At 74.2% G+C, this 16,260-nt stretch carries 13 protein-coding genes; 6 read left to right on the top strand and 7 right to left on the bottom strand.

Translation table 11 applies throughout. The features are described from left to right. Positions 1 to 170: 170 nt before the first annotated feature. Positions 171 to 2,228 (bottom strand): Xaa-Pro dipeptidyl-peptidase, encoded by a 2,058-nt coding sequence (locus tag ABT354_RS10780; protein WP_351491741.1) that lies wholly within the window; start codon positions 2,226 to 2,228, stop codon positions 171 to 173. Positions 2,229 to 2,421: 193 nt separating this feature from the next. On the opposite strand from ABT354_RS10780, the gene sph reads away from it, so the two are divergent. Next, entirely contained in the window at positions 2,422 to 3,420 is a 999-nt protein-coding gene (sph, locus tag ABT354_RS10775; RefSeq protein WP_351491739.1) for a sphingomyelin phosphodiesterase, read from the top strand. A 206-nt stretch (positions 3,421 to 3,626) separates the two neighbouring features. Continuing rightward, a complete protein-coding gene (locus ABT354_RS10770) occupies positions 3,627 to 4,703 on the top strand; it encodes a S1 family peptidase (RefSeq protein ID WP_351491737.1) in 1,077 nt (358 codons plus the stop codon). Positions 4,704 to 4,757: 54 nt separating this feature from the next. On the opposite strand, the gene ABT354_RS10765 is transcribed toward ABT354_RS10770, so the two are convergent. Next, entirely contained in the window at positions 4,758 to 5,294 is a 537-nt protein-coding gene (locus ABT354_RS10765; protein ID WP_351491735.1) for a hypothetical protein, read from the bottom strand. A 201-nt stretch (positions 5,295 to 5,495) separates the two neighbouring features. Here ABT354_RS10765 and ABT354_RS10760 point away from each other — a divergent pair, with 201 nt between their 5' ends. Then, positions 5,496 to 6,347, top strand: a complete 852-nt coding sequence (locus tag ABT354_RS10760; RefSeq protein ID WP_351491732.1) for a MerR family transcriptional regulator — start codon at positions 5,496 to 5,498, stop codon at positions 6,345 to 6,347. A gap of 25 nt (positions 6,348 to 6,372) precedes the next feature. Here ABT354_RS10760 and ABT354_RS10755 read toward each other — a convergent pair whose 3' ends face one another. From ABT354_RS10755 to ABT354_RS10745, 3 genes are all read right to left on the bottom strand, one after another. After that, positions 6,373 to 8,667: a 3-hydroxyacyl-CoA dehydrogenase NAD-binding domain-containing protein gene (locus ABT354_RS10755; RefSeq protein WP_351491730.1), complete on the bottom strand. Its 2,295-nt coding sequence runs from the start codon at positions 8,665 to 8,667 to the stop codon at positions 6,373 to 6,375. Between the two features lie 85 nt (positions 8,668 to 8,752). Continuing rightward, positions 8,753 to 9,973, bottom strand: coding sequence for an acetyl-CoA C-acetyltransferase (locus ABT354_RS10750; protein ID WP_351491726.1), 1,221 nt, complete (start codon positions 9,971 to 9,973; stop codon positions 8,753 to 8,755). 66 nt (positions 9,974 to 10,039) lie between these two features. Beyond that, on the bottom strand, positions 10,040 to 11,275 hold the full coding sequence (locus ABT354_RS10745; protein WP_351491724.1) for a CaiB/BaiF CoA transferase family protein: 1,236 nt from the start codon (positions 11,273 to 11,275) through the stop codon (positions 10,040 to 10,042). A 297-nt stretch (positions 11,276 to 11,572) separates the two neighbouring features. Between ABT354_RS10745 and ABT354_RS10740 the strand changes: the two genes are divergently transcribed. After that, complete coding sequence (locus ABT354_RS10740) at positions 11,573 to 12,772, top strand: saccharopine dehydrogenase family protein (protein WP_351491721.1); 1,200 nt, start codon at positions 11,573 to 11,575, stop codon at positions 12,770 to 12,772. 73 nt (positions 12,773 to 12,845) lie between these two features. On the opposite strand, the gene ABT354_RS10735 is transcribed toward ABT354_RS10740, so the two are convergent. Next, positions 12,846 to 13,538, bottom strand: coding sequence for an endonuclease V (locus tag ABT354_RS10735; protein WP_351491719.1), 693 nt, complete (start codon positions 13,536 to 13,538; stop codon positions 12,846 to 12,848). A 127-nt stretch (positions 13,539 to 13,665) separates the two neighbouring features. Further along, entirely contained in the window at positions 13,666 to 14,841 is a 1,176-nt protein-coding gene (locus ABT354_RS10730; RefSeq protein WP_502983383.1) for a WD40/YVTN/BNR-like repeat-containing protein, read from the bottom strand. Positions 14,842 to 14,939: 98 nt separating this feature from the next. Between ABT354_RS10730 and ABT354_RS10725 the strand changes: the two genes are divergently transcribed. Next, positions 14,940 to 15,419: a (4Fe-4S)-binding protein gene (locus tag ABT354_RS10725; protein ID WP_351491716.1), complete on the top strand. Its 480-nt coding sequence runs from the start codon at positions 14,940 to 14,942 to the stop codon at positions 15,417 to 15,419. A 96-nt stretch (positions 15,420 to 15,515) separates the two neighbouring features. Beyond that, complete coding sequence (ssgD, locus tag ABT354_RS10720; protein ID WP_351491714.1) at positions 15,516 to 15,932, top strand: spore wall synthesis regulator SsgD; 417 nt, start codon at positions 15,516 to 15,518, stop codon at positions 15,930 to 15,932. Positions 15,933 to 16,260: the final 328 nt, after the last annotated feature.

Raw genomic sequence — 16,260 nt, 5'->3', positions numbered from 1 at the left:
GACGGCTCCGGCCGGTATGACGGCCTCGGGAGCGGACAAGGTCATCGATCCTCTCGGTACGTGGGGGCCGGCCGCCCGGTCCCGGTGCGGGGTTCTGGTTCCCTCCGGGGAACGGCTCCCGGTGCGGGAGGCGTTCAGGGCGGCCGGCGCTCAGACGGTGACCGGCTCGCTCACCGGCCGGCGGTCCTGCGGTCGCTGCTGCCGGTGCCGCTGTTGAGAGCGGTGCTGTCGACGGCGGTGCCGTTGAGGGCGGTGCCGGGGATCGGCAGGCGGGCGCGCGGCCCCTCGACGCCCCGCAGCAGGGGTCCGGGGGCGAGAACGGGCGCCACCGCGCCGTCGGTGGCGCGGGCCAGGGCCGCGAGGCCGCCCACGATCGGCAGCCGGGCCGAGGTACGGCTGAGATCGAGGGTGAGGGTGGGGGTGCTCGCGGGCGGCTCGATCAGCCCGGCGTCGGTACCCGCGATGATCAGCGCGAGCCGGTGGCCCGCCGGGACCACATGGTCGGTGGCGTGCAGATCGAGGGTGATGGTGTGGGCCCGGCCCGGGGTCAGCGGGCGGCCCTGGGCATCGGAGGCATGGTTGCCGAGATCGGCCCAGCCCCGGCTGAAGATGGTGTGGTCGACGGCGCGGTTCTGTGCGCGGGTCTCCCGGTAGCAGGAGCTGTCACCCGGGGTGCTCGGCCCCCAGCAGGTGCGCTGGGTCAGGGTGGTGATCCCCTCACCGGCGGCGGCGTAGTCCCGGATGGTGTCGGGTCCGAGATCGACCAGGACCGCCGAGAGATGGGCGGTGGAGGTGGTCGGGGTCGCGGTGATCCGTACCGTGGAGGAGCCCGAGAGCCGCAGCGGGCGGGTCAGCGGCGCGGTGGTGAATCCGGTCTTGGCCCGGGTGGAACGGTCGATCTGGGCGGCCCAGTCGGTCTCGTCCTGGGTCCGGTCGTCGGTGAAGCTCTCGGTGGCACCGGGGGGCGCGGGGGTGGCCGACAGGGTGCCGACACCCGCCAGGGCGCCCTTGCCGGGGTGGAGTTCGGTGCGGACGGTGCCGCTCGGGGGCCAGGCGGTGTCGGTGGTCCACTGATCAGGGGCGCGTTCGATCTCGGCCATGGGCTCACGGTCGACGCCGTTGTCCAGACCCATGAGGTAGTGGTCGAACCAGCGGTGGAGCGTGGTCACCCAGTGCGACCGGCGGAAGTCGAAGGGGTCGACATGGCCGGTCTGGGAGAGCCAGATCCGCCGTTCGACCCCCTGGGCCGCGAGCGCGTCCCACCACTGGCCCAGATGCTTGGGCCGGACGTTCAGATCCTGCATCCCATGGACGGCGAGAACGCTGGCCCGCACCTTGGAGGCGTCGGGGACATGGTCGCGCTCGGCCCAGAGCGGGGTCAGATCGCCGTTGCGCGGGGCCCCGCTGGCCAGCCGCCGCTGGACGGCGCCGCAGCGCTGCCGGGCGGCGGGGCTGTTGACGTAGTGGGAGAGCCCGTCGGGGCCGGAGCCGTAGAGGGGGGCGCCCTTGGCGAAGTAGTAGTCGTACCAGGTCGAGATGGCACCGATGGGGACGATGGTCCTCAGCCCCTCGACCCCGGTGGCGGCGACCCCGTTGGCCACGGTCCCGTCATAGCTCTTGCCGATCATGCCGGTGGCGCCATTGCTCCAGGCGGCGGTGGTGCGCTGGGTGCCGGTGCGGCTGGTCCAGCCGTCGGCGCGGCCGTTCAGCCAGTCGACCACCGCCTTGGCGGACTGGATGTCCGAGACGCCGCCGACATCGGCGCAGCCGTCGGAGCGGCTGGTCCCGGCGAGGTCCACGGCGGCGAAGGCATAGCCCCGGGGGACGAAGTAGTTGTCGTAGTAGAGGGGGAACTGTACGGGGTTGCCCGCCGCGTCATAGGTCTTGCGCTGGCTCTCGTTGCCCCGGCCGCAGCAGGCGTAGTACGGGCTGGCGTCCATGATCACCGGGACGGTGCGACCCTGCTGGGCGGCCTCACGGGGCCGGACGATGTCGACGGCGACCCGGTCGGTGCGGCCGTCGCCGTCGCCGTCGAGCCGGGTGTCCACCCAGACGGACTCCCGGATGGCGTTCTCGTACGAGTGGACGGGTGTGGTCTCCCGTGCTCCCTGGGGCCCCGGTGCGCCGAGGGCGTCCGCCGGGGAGAGGGTCACGGTCATCAGGGCGGCCGTGGCCGCCGCCAGGAGCGATCTGTACGTCAAGCGGGTGCCCCGCGCACATATCGGCATGGGCGGGACCGTACTCCCCGGTCCGGCCCGGCGACAGAGGACAATCCCCCGCATCGCACCCGGGTGGCTCCGTTGGGGTGCTCCGTTCCTTGGCACAGGGGTCCGCTCCATGACACCGACTGATTACTTATCAGTAACCTCGGCTGATTGGATGGTTGCCGTCGGTCCGTTCCTTCTGGCCCCAGGAGTCACTGTGCCCCGCTTCCCCCTCCGCCGCCGCACCTCGGCGGCGCTGCTCTCCACGGCGCTCGCCGCCGCCGCGCTGCTGGGGACGGCCCCCACGGCCTCGGCCGCCCCGCAGCCGGGGACGGCCACCCCCGCACTGAGCGTGCTCAGCTACAACGCCTTCCTGTTCTCCCGGGCGCTCTACCCGAACTGGGGTCAGGGGCACCGGGCGAAGGCGATACCCGCCGCCCCCTTCTTCCAGGGCCACGATGTGGTGGTGATCCAGGAGGGGTTCGACAACGGCACCACCGACGCACTGAAGCGGAACGCGGCGGACCGCTATCCGCACCAGACCCCCGTCGTGGGGCGGACCACCGCCGGCTGGGACGCGACCGGTGGCGCGTACTCGGCCCTCACCCCGGAGGACGGCGGGGTCACCCTGCTGAGCGCCTGGCCGGTCACCCGGAAGGAGCAGTACATCTTCGCGGACGCCTGTGGCGGGGACCGCTGGTCCAACAAGGGCTTCGTCTATGCCGAGCTGTCGGTGCGGGGCACCCCCGTCCATGTGGTCGGGGTGCACAACCAGTCCACCGACCCGGGGTGCGCGGCGGGCGCGGCGGAGCGGGTGCGCGCCGCGCAGTTCCGCGAGATGGACGCCTTCCTCGACGCCAAGGGCATTCCGGCGGGTGAGCAGGTGCTGGTGGCGGGCGACCTCAATGTCGACACCCGGACGCCGGAGTTCGCCGCGACCCTGGAGAACGCCGGCCTGGTGGCCGCCGGGGCCCGTACCGGACTCGCGAACTCCTTCGACACCACCGGGAACTCGATCGCCGCCGAGCGCTACCCGGGGCTGCCGAGCGAGGATCTGGACCATGTACTGCACCGGGCCGGTCATGCCCGGCCCGCGCGGTGGACCAATGAGGTGATCGCGGAGAGCACCGCGCCCTGGACGGTCTCCAGCTGGGGCCGGACGTACACGTACACCCATCTGTCGGACCACTACCCCGTGGTGGGCTCCGCCCGCTGACGTGGGGCGGCTCCGGGCGACTTCGGGCGGGGGAGGTTTCGGTCCGAGGGGTGCCACGTCGGGTTTCCGCCCCGGCGTGGCGCGGAATCGATGACTCCGCACGACTCTTGTGGCCGTGTCAGGGTCATGCCACATTGAACGGGACCGGTCCCGGCCGGCACCCGCTTCTCGGCAGCCCCCCACGGACCCAGCGAAGGAGAAGCCCCATGAGACGACGCACGCCCCGTGCGCGAATCTGCCTCACCCTCCTGCTCACCCTGCCCGCCCTGGCCCTCGGTACCCCGGCGGCCGGTGCCGCCCCCGACCCCTCCCCCGAACCCAGCCCCGGTGTCACCGTCTCCGCCGGCCAGTACGCCCTCGACACCCGGCTGGAACGGGCCCTGGGCGAGGACACGGCGGGCTCCTATCTCGACCCCGACTCCGGCGAACTGATCGTCACGGTCACCACTCCGCAGGCGGCGGCCGAGGTGGAGGCCGAGGGGGCACGGGCGCGGATCGTGGAGCGCGGCCCCGCCGAACTCCGGGCGGCCATGGCCGCCCTGGAGTCCCGGGCGAGGATCACCGGCACCTCCTGGGGGGTGGACCCGGCCGCCAACCAGATCGCCGTCCAGGCCGACACCTCGGTCTCCGCCGCCGCGATGACCCGGCTCACCCGGGTCGCCGACGCGCTCGGCGGGGCGGTCCGTGTCGAACGCGTCCCGGGGGTCTTCACCCGGGAGGTCGCGGGCGGGGAGGCCATCTACGGCGGCGGCTACCGCTGCTCGTCGGCGTTCAATGTGGCACGGGGCGCCGACCGCCTCTTCCTGACGGCGGGCCACTGCACCGAGGGGGTCTCCACCTGGTCGGCGACCTCGGGCGGCCCGGAGATCGGCAGCACCGAGGGCTCCAGCTTCCCCGGTGACGACTTCGGTCTGGTGCGCTACACCGACGGATCGCAGCCGCCCGGGACCGTCAACCGCTATGACGGCACCTATGCCACCATCACCTCGGCCGCCTCGGCCCTGGTCGGACAGGCCCTCCAGAAGAGCGGTTCCACCACCCGGCTGACCAGCGGCACCGTCACCGCCGTGAATGTGACCGTCAACTACTCCGACGGCCCGGTGTACGGGATGGTCCGCACCACGGCCTGCTCGGCGGGGGGCGACAGCGGCGGCGCCCACTTCAGCGGGAGCACCGCGCTGGGCATCCACTCCGGCAGCGCGGGCTGCTCCGGCACCCGGGGCACCGCGATCCACCAGCCCGTGGTGGAGGCGCTGGGGGTGTACGGGGTGACCCTGCCCTGATCGCGCGCCGGGCGGGCGGGGTCGTCCCGTCCGCCCGGTCACCCAGCGGCCCGTTCAGACGGGCAGCTCCTGGCCGTACGAGAGATCGCCCTCGCCCAGCTCCACCCACCAGACGTCGTCCCGGTCGCGGATCACCCGCAGCTCCTGCTTCACGCCGTCGGCGAAGTTCAGCCGTGTCACACCGAAGTAGGGCACGACCGGGTCCCCCACCACCACCCGTACGGGCTCGTCGGCGACCGGGCCGAGGCGTTCGATCAGCCGGACGGCATGGGCGTAGCGGCCCTCGTACCAGGGCGGGCCGAGGCGGGCCAGCTCGCGCGCGTCCCCCTCCCGGAGCCGCTCCACATAGACCTTGAGCAGCTCGTCCACATCGGCGGCCAGCTCCTTGGAGTAGGGGTACTCCGAGCGCTGTGCCTCGATCCGCAGCCCGTCCGGTGTCCCGGAGCGAAGGTCGTAGGGGGTGGGGTCCGGCCAGAGCGCCCAGACCATGAAGGCACAGAGTCCGGCAGTGACCGCTCCCCCGGCCCTCAGGGACCGGCGGTTCCTCGCCGGGTGTCCGCCCGTGTTCCCCCGGGGCTCACTACCGGTCATCGCGGGCTCTCCTTCCATTCGTACCCCTGGTCCCGGGGTAGTGGCCGGGAGGACGCCGACACCGGTGATCTTGGTTCCCGTCCGGCGGTGATATCGCGGCCGCCCGGCCCGCTCACCGGTGTCCTTCACAGCGACGGTGGGACAGCAATACTGTTGCACCGGGGCGATCGGCCCAGGCCGGGGGGAGAGCGAGGCGCGGCGATGGCGACCGGGAACGCGAGCGGGATCGGGAACGGGGAACCGACCCTCACCGTCGACGAACTGGCCGCGCGGGCGGGGGTGACCGTACGCACCATCCGCTTCTACGGGACCCGGGGCCTGCTGCCCCCGCCGTGGATCGGACCGCGCCGGGTGGGGCGGTACGGCCAGGACCATCTCTCCCGGCTGGCGCTGATCGAGGAGCTTCAGCACCAGGGGATGACCCTGGCCGCCATCGAACGCTATCTGGAGCGGCTGCCGGACGGTCTGGACGCCCGGGAGCTGGCCATCCACCGGGCCCTGGTGGCCTCCTGGGCGCCGGGCGCCGAGGAGGAGGCGGACCGTGCGGACCTGGAACGGCGGGCGGGGCGGGCGCTGACCGACGGGGACATCGACCGGCTGGTGGCGATGGGCGCCGTGGGGCGGGTGCCCGGGGCACCGGAGCGCTATCGGGTCGATCCGGGACTGCTGCGGCTCGGGACCCAGCTGCTGGAGGTGCCGATCGGGGAGGAGACGATCCTCGCGGCGCGGGCGGCGCTGGTCCGTCATACCCGGGCGGCGGCGCAGGAGCTGACCGCGCTCTTCCGGGACGAGGTCTGGGATCCGTACCGGGAGCGGGAGCCGGATCCCCAGCGGGTCGCGGCGATGCGCACCCGTTCGGCGCCGATGGCTCCGCTGGTGGTGCAGGCGCTGGTGGCGGCGTTCCAGCGGTCGCTGAAGGAGGAGCTGCGGGCGGCGTTCGGCCCGGCGGACGCGGTACCTGCGGAGGAGGTCGCGCCCGCCGGGAAGCCGGTCTCCGCCGGGGAGCCGCTCTCCGCCCCTGCGGGGGAGCCGGAGGGAGAGGGCGCCCGGTGACCGGCGGGGGCCGGGCGCCCCCGGGTCACTCCGCTCCCGGCCCCTCGCCGAACCGCTCGCCCCGCTCCGCCTTCGCCAGCAGCAGCGCGGGCGGCGCGAACCGCTCGCCGTACCGCTCGGCCAGCTCCCGGGCGCGCGCCGCGAAGCCCGCCGGCCCGCCCTGGTACCCGTCGATGTACTGGAGCACCCCGCCGGTCCACGCCGGGAAGCCGATCCCCATGATCGACCCGATATTGGCGTCGGCGACCGAGGTCAGCACGGACTCCTCCAGACAGCGCACCGCGTCCAGCGCCTCGGAGAACAGCATCCGCTCCTGGACGTCCTCGAACGGGACGGTGACCCCGGGGCGGCCGAAGTGCTCCCGCAGCCCCGGCCAGAGTCCGGTGCGGGTGCCGTCCTCGTCATAGCGGTAGAACCCCGCCCCGCCGGGCCGCCCGGTCCGGCCGAACTCGTCCACCATCCGGTCGACGACCGCGTCGGCGGGGTGCGGTGTCCACGTCCCGCCGGACTCCTCGACCGCGCTCCGGGTCTCCCGCCGGATCCGGCGGGCGAGGGTGAAGGTCAGATCGTCCATCAGGGAGAGGACCTTCGCCGGGTATCCGGCCTGGGCGGCGGCCTGTTCCACGGTGGCCGCCGGGACGCCCTCGCCGACCATGGCCACGCCCTCGTTGATGAACCGCCCGATCACCCGGGAGGTGAAGAAACCCCGGGAGTCATTGACCACGATCGGGGTCTTGTCGATCTGCCGGACCAGATCGAAGGCGCGGGCCAGCGCGGTGTCGCCGGTGCGCCGCCCCCGGACGATCTCGACCAGCGGCATCCGGTCGACGGGGGAGAAGAAGTGCAGTCCGATGAAGTCGTCGGGCCGGTCGACCCCCTCGGCGAGCAGGGAGATCGGCAGGGTGGAGGTGTTGGAGCAGAGCAGCGCGTCGGGGGCGGCGAACCGCTGGGCCTCCCGCAGCACGGTGTGCTTGAGGGCGGTGTCCTCGAAGACCGCCTCGATCACCGCGTCACAGCCCGCGAGGTCGGCGGCGTCGGCGGTGGGGGTGATCCGGGCCAGCAGAGCGTCACGCCTCTCGGGGGTGGTGCGCCCCCGGGTGAGCGCCTTGGCCAGCAGCCGTTCGGAGTACGCCTTGCCGCCGTGCGCGGCCTCCTCCGTCACATCCTTGAGGACGACCTCGATACCGGCGCGGGCCAGCGCGTAGGCGATCCCGGCGCCCATGGTGCCGGCGCCCAGCACGGCGGCCCGGCGGACGGGGCGGGGCGCCACTCCCTGGGGGCGGCTCGTACCGGAGTTGACCGTCCGCAGATCGAAGAAGAGCGCCTGGATCATGTTCTTGGCGGTCTGCCCGGTGACCAGTTCGGTGAAGTAGCGCGCCTCGACGGTCTGGGCCGTCCCGAAGTCGACCTGGGCGCCCTCGACGGCGGCGGCGAGGATATTGCGCGGGGCGGGGTAGGGCGCCCCGCCGGTCCGCTTCTTGAGCTGGGCGGGGAAGGCGGGCAGCTCGGCGGCGAACCGGGGGGTGGCCGGGGTGCCGCCGGGGATGCGGTAGCCCTTCACGTCCCAGGGCTGCGCGGACTCGGGGTGGTCGTCGACGAAGGCCCGGGCCCGGCGCGCCAGATCGTCCCGGTCGGTGGCGACCTCATGGACCAGGCCGTGCTCCAGGGCCCGGCGCGGGGGGTACTGGGTGCCCTGGAGCAGCAGCTTCAGCAGGGCGTCGGCGATGCCGAGGAGCCGCACGGCACGGGTCACCCCGCCGCCGCCGGGCAGCAGTCCGAGGGTGACCTCGGGGAGTCCGATCCGGGCGCCGGGGGTGTCCAGCGCGATCCGGTGGTGGCAGGCGAGGGCGAGTTCATAGCCGCCGCCCAGCGCGGAGCCGTTGATCGCGGCGACGACCGGCACCCCCAGGGTCTCGATCCGGCGCAGGGCGCGTTTGACCGCCATGGAGGTCTCGAAGGCGAGCGCGGCGTCGGCGGGCCCGAGCCGGATCAGCTCGGTGAGGTCGCCCCCGGCGAGGAAGGTCTCCTTGGCGGAGGTGACGACGATGCCCCGGATCGACTCCCGCTCGGCCTCGGCGCGGTCGGCGACGGCCGTCAGGGCCTCGATGAAGGCGCGGTCGACGGTGTTGGCGGAGCGGCCGGGGGCGTCGAGGAGAAGGGTGACGACCCCGCTGTCGTCCCGTTCCCAGCGGATGGGCCCGGCGACGGGGCCGGGCACGGACGCGTCGGCGGGGACCGGGGCGGACGCGTCGGAGGAGTCGGTGGTGGCCGCGCCGGCGGGGTCGGGGGCGGCGGGAGGGGTGGCGGCGGGCTGGCTCATGGCGCGGTCTCCGGGGTCGGCGGCGGGGCGGAAGGGGCGGTTCCCGCGCGGGCGGGACGGCTGGTGGCCACGCGGGCGGGCCGGGTCATGTCCCCAGCCGCTCGACCACGGTGGCGATGCCCATACCGCCCCCGACACAGAGGGTGGCGAGCCCGTACCGCAGCTCCCGGCGCTCCAGTTCGTCCACGAGGGTGCCGAGGATCATCGCCCCGGTGGCGCCCAGCGGATGGCCCAGGGCGATGGCCCCGCCGTTGACGTTGATCCGGTCCAGCGGGAGGTCCATCTCCCGGGCGAAGCGGAGCACCACCGCCGCGAACGCCTCGTTGATCTCGACCAGATCGATGTCATCGATGGTCAGCCCGGCCCGTGCGAGGGCCTTGCGGGTGGCCGGGGCGGGTCCGGTGAGCATGATGGTCGGCTCGGAGCCGGAGACGGCGGCGGAGACGATCCGGGCGCGCGGGCGGAGCCCGTACCGCTCACCGATCTCCTGGGAGCCGATGGCGACGAGGGCGGCGCCGTCCACGATGCCGGAGGAGTTGCCCGCGTGGTGGACATGGTCGATCCGCTCGACCCAGTGGTACTTCTGGAGCGCCACCGCGTCAAAGCCGCCGAGGTCGCCGATCCCGGCGAAGGACGGCTTGAGGGCGGCGAGGGTATCGGCGGTGGTGCCCGGCCGGGGATGCTCGTCGCGGTCGAGGACGACCAGCCCGTTCCGGTCCCGTACGGGGACGACGGAGCGGTCGAACCGGCCCGCCTTCCAGGCCGCCGCCGCCCGCTCCTGGGAGAGGGCCGCGTACTCGTCCACCTCCCGGCGGCCGAACCCCTCGATGGTGGCGATGAGGTCGGCGCCGATGCCCTGGGGGACAAAGCCCACCGTGTGGTTGGTCATCGGGTCGGCGAACCAGGCGCCGCCGTCGGAGGCCATGGGCACCCGGGACATCGACTCCACACCGCCGGCGAGGACCAGATCCTCCCAGCCGGACCGGATCTTCATCGCGGCCATGTTGACGGCTTCGAGGCCGGAGGCGCAGAAGCGGTTCTCCTGGACCCCGGCGACGGTGTCCGGGAGTCCGGCGGCGATGGCCGCGATCCGGGCGATGTCGGAGCCCTGGTCGCCGACCGGGCCCACGACCCCGAGGACGATGTCGTCCACGGCGGCCATGTCCAGGCCGGGGAAGCGGTCCCGCAGTTCCTGGATCAGACCGACCACCAGGTCGATCGGCTTGGTGCCGTGCAGGGCCCCGCCCGGCTTGCCACGGCCGCGCGGGGTGCGGATCGCCTCGTACACATACGCTTCGGTGCTCACGTCAGCGGCCTTTCGGGTGCGGGAGTGTCGGCGGCGGGGGGTGCTTGCCGGGGGCGGGTACGGGGGTCAGGGCCCGGGGGCCGGGGCTCCGTCCGGTCCGGCACCGTCCGGTTCGGCCGCGTGCGGCCCGGGGCCATGCGGTCCGGCCGGGTCCGGTCCCGCGCCGGGTGCGGGCAGCCCCCAGTCGCGGGCCACCTCCGCGCTGTGGGCGCCGGGCAGCGCCGGCGGGGTGCGCAGGGTCCCGGGGGTGGCCGAGAACCGGGGCGCGGGCGCGGGCTGGGTGACCCCGCCGTGCTCCGTAAAGGTGCCCCGGGCGGCGAGATGCGGATGCCGGGGGGCCTCGCTCAGCGAGAGGACGGGCGCCACACAGGCGTCCGTGGCGTCGAAGAGCCGGGTCCACTCGGCACGGGTACGGGTCCGGAAGGCGTCGGCGACGGCGGTGCGCAACTCCTCCCAGCGGTCGATGTCCTGACGGGCGGGGATCCGGTCGGCGATACCGAGCACCCGGACGAACTCGTCGTAGAACCGCTGCTCCAGCGCCCCGACCGCCATATGGCCGCCGTCGGAGGTCTCGTAGCAGCCGTAGAAGGGGCTGCCGCCGTCCAGCAGATTGGAGCCGCGCCGGTCCCGCCAGCCACCGGCGGCCACCATGCCATGGATCATCGTGGCCAGATGGGCGGCGCCGTCCACGATGGCCGCGTCCACGACCTGGCCCCGGCCGCCCTCGGTGCGGGCGTGGTGCAGGGCGGCGAGCACCCCGGTGACGAGATAGAGCGCGCCGCCCGCGTAGTCGCCCAGCAGGTTGGCGGGGACGGCGGGGGGCTCGTCGGGGCTGCCGATCATGCCGAGGGTGCCGGTGACGGCGATGTACGCGATGTCGTGCCCTGCCCGGTCGGCGAGCGGGCCGTCCTGGCCCCAGCCGGTCATCCGCCCGTACACCAGCCGGGGGTTACGGGCGAGACAGGCCTCGGGCCCCACCCCGAGGCGCTCGGCGACGCCGGGGCGGTAGCCCTCGATCAGGATGTCGGCCCGCTCGGCCAGCTCCAGCACCCGCTGGGCGCCGTCGGGGGCCTTGAGGTCGACGAGGACGGAGCGCTTGTTGCGGTTGGTGAGGTCGTACGCGGGATCGATGCCGAATCCCGAGCCGCCGGGCCGGTCGACCCGGACGACATCGGCGCCCAGGTCGGCCAGGAGCATGGCGGCGAAGGGGGCGGGCCCGATACCCGCCAGTTCGACCACACGTACTCCGGTGAGGGGGCCGCTCTCCGCCGCCCCCGGCCTGTCCGTCGAGGTCGTCGTCATGGAACCCCCAGCGCTGAACCGATATATGACACAACTGATGTAACACCAGCGATGGTAAGAACGCGCATCCCCAGGTACAAGGTCGTGTCCAAGGCCGTGTCCGCACCGGAGCGTCGTCCGCCCGGGGAGCGGCCCGGCGCCCGGCGGGGCGGTGGCCTGGATTCACCCGCGCTCCGGGGGAAGGATCCCGCACGGCGGACGGCGTCCTTTCCCGGGGCCTGCTCGCGCGCTAGGGTCAGCCACCCGCACAGGACCCAGGCCGCCCGGTATCCGGGCGACACCATGGCGGAGGAGCCAGTGAACACGCAGGACGGGAGCGCTCGCGCACAGCGCCCGTACGACATCGTGCTCTTCGGGGCGACGGGCTTCGTCGGGGTACTGACCGCCCGGTATCTGGCCGAGCACGCGCCCGACGACTGTCGCTGGGCCCTCGCGGGCCGCAGCCGCGCCCGGCTGGAGCGGCTGCGGGAGGAGCTGACGGCCGATTATCCGGCCTGCGCCGGGCTGCCCCTGATCGAGGCACGGGCGGACGACCCGGCGGCGCTGGGCGCGCTGGCCGCGTCCGCGCGGGTGGTGGCGACGACGGTGGGGCCCTATCTCTGGTACGGGGAACCGCTGGTCGCCGCCTGTGCGGACGCCGGGACCGACTATCTCGATCTGACCGGCGAGAACGAGTTCGTGGACCTGGTGTACGTCCATCACGAGGCACGGGCGCGGGAGACCGGTGCCCGGCTGGTGCACGCCTGCGGCTTTGACTCGGTGCCGGGCGATCTCGGGGTGTACTTCACGGTGCAGCAGCTGCCGGAGGGGGTACCGCTGAGCGTGGACGGGTTCGTCAGCGCCAGCGGGACCTTCTCGGGCGGGACCTTCGCCTCCGCGCTCAACGCGATGAGCCGGGGGCGGCAGACGCTGCGCGCCGCGCACCAGCGGCGGCTCCATGAGCCCCGGGTGGTCGGCCGGCGGGCCCGCTCGCCGATCGGGGGCCCGCGCTACAGCGCCGAGACGGACGCGTGGGCGCTGCCGCTGCCGCTGCTCGACGGGCGGATCATCACCCGGTCGGCGCGGTCCCTGCCCCGGTACGGGCCGGACTTCCGCTACCGGCACTACGCGGCGGTGAAGACGCTGCCGATGGCGGTGGGCGGGCTGGCGGCGGTCACCGCGCTGGTCGGGCTTGCGCAACTGCCCGCCGCCCGGCGCTGGTTCCTGAGCCGGCTGCGGCCGGGCGAGGGGCCGGACGCCGGGCGCCGGGCGAAGAGCTGGTTCTCGGTGCGGTTCGTGGGCGAGGGCGGCGGACGGGCCGTCTACACCGAGGTGACCGGCGGTGATCCGGGGTACGACGAGACCGCGAAGATCTTCGCCGAGTCGGCGCTCTGTCTCGCCTTCGACGAGCTGCCGCCCGCTTCGGGGCAGGTCACCCCGGCGGCGGCGATGGGGGACGCGCTGCTGACCCGGCTCCAGAAGGCGGGCATCCGCTTCCGGGTGGCGGCCCGGCGGTAGCCCCGGCGGCGGTGCGGCCCGCGCCCCGGTCATCGGGTCCCGGTCGCCGGGGCGCCGTCACCGGTTCGCCCTGTCACCGGGTCGCCTCGGTGAGCGCGTCGCGGCAGAGCCGGTCGGCCCGGCGGGTGGTCTCCGGCAGCCGGTAGCGGGGCGCGAGGGCGAGGGTATGGGCACAGGCGGTGTCGAGGCCGACCCGGTGGCCCACCGAGACATAGACGGGCTTGACGCCCGGCTGGGTGCGCAGCGCCCTGCCCAGCTCCTCGCCGTCGTCGTCCCGGAGGGGAGCGGTGGCGCCCCGCTCGGGGCCGAGTTCGCCGGGGGCGTGAACGAAGGGGTTCTTGGCGACGCCGATCGTGGGCAGTCCGGTGAGCACCCCGAGATGGCTGGCGAGACCGAACCGCCAAGGGTGCGCCCGGCCGTAGCCGTCGCAGACCACCAGACCCGGGTCGGCCGGCAGGGAGTCCAGGGCGGCGAGCACGGCGGGGAGTTCCCGGAAGGCGAGCAGCCCGGGGACATAGGGGAAGGCGACCCTGCCGACGGCGGTGGCCTCCGCCACGACGGCGAGGGTGCGGGCGTCGAGGACGACGGCGGCGGCGGCGACCAGGCCCCGGGCGTCGTCATAGGCCACATCCACCCCGGTGACCGTGCCGGCGCCGGGCGGCGGCCCCGGCTCGTCCAGCACCACCCGCGCCCGCAACGCGTCCTGGACGGCCCGCGCGGCCGTCTCGTCGGCGGGCCATCCCCCGGGCACCTCGATGATCGTCATACCGCCCCAGCGTAGGGCGTCCCCCCGCCGCCCCGGCGCGGGCGGCCGGGGCGGGCGGGACCAGGGCGAGGACCAGGACAAGGTCAGAGCAGGACCAGGACGAGGTCAGAACGGGGCCGGGACGGGGTCAGCGACGGCTGGGTTCCAGGCGGGCGACGCGGCCCTTCTCGCCGGAGGCCCAGCACGCGGTCGGCACACAGTCGACCGTGTCGAAGGAGCCGGTGTCGACGGTGTGCCAGGTGCGGCCCGCGTCCAGGGTGAGGTCGGTGCCCGTGGGCCCGACCGCGAGCGCCGCCGCGCGGGTACGGGGCAGCCAGGCGACGCCGGAGCGGTAGGCGGGCGGCGGGGTCGCCGACTCCTGCCAGCTGCGTCCCCCGTCCCGGCTGACGGCCGCCGCGCTCGGCGACGGCTGACCGGTGCGGTAGTCGCCGCCGACGGCGATGCCCCGCCCCCGGTCCCGGAAGGCGAGCGCGAAGACCCCGCGCGCCGGGTCGCCCGCCGGGACGGGGGTGGTCGCGGCGGTCCAGTTCCGTCCCCGGTCGGCGGAGTGCAGCACCCGCGCGGTCGCGCCGCCGCCGGTCGCCAGCCACACATCCCGGGTGCCCGCCGTCACCAGGCACTGGCCGCTCGCCGCGAACCCGGCCTCCCCGGGCTGGGCCGGAGGCATCCCCCCGGACGGCAGGATCCGCCAGGACCGGCCCCCGTCCCGGGTGGCGGCGATCCGGTACTTCCCGTCCACCGGGTCGCTCATGGCCAGACCGTTGGACCGGTCGAAGAAGGCGACACAGTCGTAGAACGCCCGGGGGTCGGTATTCCGGAAGGACTCGCTCCAGGTGGCCCCGCCGTCGGCGGTGCGGTAGATCCGGGACGCCTCGCCCTCCCCGATGGCGAGCACCACGGCGGTCCGTCCGTCGAACGCCTCGATATCGCGGAACTCCAGCTCCCCGGCGCCGGGCGGGGAGACATCGTGCCAGCTGCGGCCGGAGTCGGCGGTACGGAGCACGGTCCCGCGCGAGCCCGCCGCCCAGGCGGTGCGGTGGTCGACGGCCGCGAGCCCCCGGAACCGTACCGCCGTCCCCGTCTCCTTGAGGCCCCAGATCTGTGCCGCCCGGGATATCGCCCCGGGATCCGCCGTCTCCCGAGTGGCCTGCGCGGCCCCCGCCGGTCCGGTGAGCGATACGGCCAGCGCCGCCGCGCAGAGCGCCGCCGCCACCGCCCGTACCGTGGTCCGGCCCGTCCCGCGCCCGGTCCCGCGCCCGGTCCGGTGCTCCGCACTCCGCCGAGGGTTCCCCATGGATGTCATGGCGCTGGAAGCTAGCCCACCCGCCTGACCCCGTCCAGGGTGCGCAGGGCCACGGGCGCCGGGGTGCGGATCCCGCCGCCCCTTCCTACCCTGGCCTCATGGCCCCGGACCAGGAGCCGGCCTCCGGACAGGACTCCCGACGACCGCAATCGCAGCCGCAGCCGCAGCCGCAGCCGCAGCCGCCCAAGGAGTACCCCGGCCGGGAGATCACCGTCACCTTTGACACGGCGCGCTGTCTGCACGCGGCGGAGTGCGTCCAGGGGCTCCCGCGCGTCTTCGACGTGGCCCGGCGTCCCTGGATCGCCCCCGACGGCGCCCCTCCCGACCAGGTCGCCGAGGTGGTGCGCCGCTGTCCCTCCGGGGCCCTGCGCTACCGGTACCCGGACGGCACCGGGGAGGAGCCGGACCGCCCCACGGTCCTCTCCCCCGCCCCGGACGGCCGGATCGTGGTGCGCGGCGATCTCACCGTCCGGACCACCGAGGGCGACCATCAGGAAACCCGGGTGACGCTCTGTGGCTGCGGGGCGACCCGGAACCCGCCCTACTGCGACCACACGGGGCCCTGCGGGGACCGGTGACACAGCTCACGTACCGTCCGGTGCACCTTCCGTGCCCGGCTTTCGTCCTTCTCAGCAGCCAGGGAGGCGTCCACCCAGCACGCGAAGGAGCGGGCCGTGCCCACCATGATCGAACAGGCCGTGCAGGCCCGGCTTGTGGCACCCGCGCCCCGGATGGAGACGGTCCCCGCCACCCTCCGTTACGACAGCGAGGACCCCTTCGCCGTACGGATGGACTTCCCCGCGCCCGCGACCCTGGAGGGCACCGACATCACCTGGGCCTTCGGCCGGGAGCTGCTGGCGACGGGTGTCGACGAACCGGCCGGATCGGGTGATGTCCGGGTCCGGCCGTACGGGTACGACCGTACGGTTCTGGAGTTCCACGCGCGGGAAGGGGTCGCGGTGCTCCATGTCCGCACCAGCGAGCTGCGCCGCTTTCTGCGCCGGGCCCAGGGCATGGTCCCGGCCGGGCAGGAGTACCTCCATCTCGATCTCGACCAGGATCTGGCCGATCTGCTGCGCGACGCCCGCTGACCCGGGCGCCCGCCCGCCCCCCGCGCCCGTACACCCTGGGTCCGTACGCCCGACCACCCCGCACCAGGTGACCGCCGGTCATTAATGCGTTGACACCCCTGATCACGTCTTCTAACGTCATCAACGGTTCTGTTGCCGTCGAAGAGGAGAAGGACGTTGCTCGTCTGAGGTCCTGGGACACCGTGTGCCACCCGCCGTCTCCCGGCGTGTGCACCCTGTGCGACCTCGGCGTTCGAGCCGTCCTCCCCCGGTGATCCGCCCCCGTCCACCGATCCGGAAACCCTCCGGTCGGCCCGGTTGGGCCCCGGCCATGGCCGTCTCCCCACGC

This window comes from Streptomyces sp. NPDC000594, assembly GCF_040299965.1.
GTDB lineage: Bacteria > Actinomycetota > Actinomycetes > Streptomycetales > Streptomycetaceae > Streptomyces.
Note: the sequence above shows the minus strand (reverse complement) of the source record. Positions and strands in the feature narration are given on the sequence as shown.

Coding starts and splice junctions, on each gene's coding strand:
- ABT354_RS10780 (WP_351491741.1), bottom strand. CDS start 2,228: ATGCCGATATGTGCGCGGGGCACCCGCTTGACGTACAGATCGCTCCTG.
- ABT354_RS10770 (WP_351491737.1), top strand. CDS start 3,627: ATGAGACGACGCACGCCCCGTGCGCGAATCTGCCTCACCCTCCTGCTC.
- ABT354_RS10765 (WP_351491735.1), bottom strand. CDS start 5,294: ATGACCGGTAGTGAGCCCCGGGGGAACACGGGCGGACACCCGGCGAGG.
- ABT354_RS10760 (WP_351491732.1), top strand. CDS start 5,496: ATGGCGACCGGGAACGCGAGCGGGATCGGGAACGGGGAACCGACCCTC.
- ABT354_RS10755 (WP_351491730.1), bottom strand. CDS start 8,667: ATGAGCCAGCCCGCCGCCACCCCTCCCGCCGCCCCCGACCCCGCCGGC.
- ABT354_RS10745 (WP_351491724.1), bottom strand. CDS start 11,275: ATGACGACGACCTCGACGGACAGGCCGGGGGCGGCGGAGAGCGGCCCC.
- ABT354_RS10735 (WP_351491719.1), bottom strand. CDS start 13,538: ATGACGATCATCGAGGTGCCCGGGGGATGGCCCGCCGACGAGACGGCC.
- ABT354_RS10730 (WP_502983383.1), bottom strand. CDS start 14,841: ATGACATCCATGGGGAACCCTCGGCGGAGTGCGGAGCACCGGACCGGG.
- ABT354_RS10725 (WP_351491716.1), top strand. CDS start 14,940: ATGGCCCCGGACCAGGAGCCGGCCTCCGGACAGGACTCCCGACGACCG.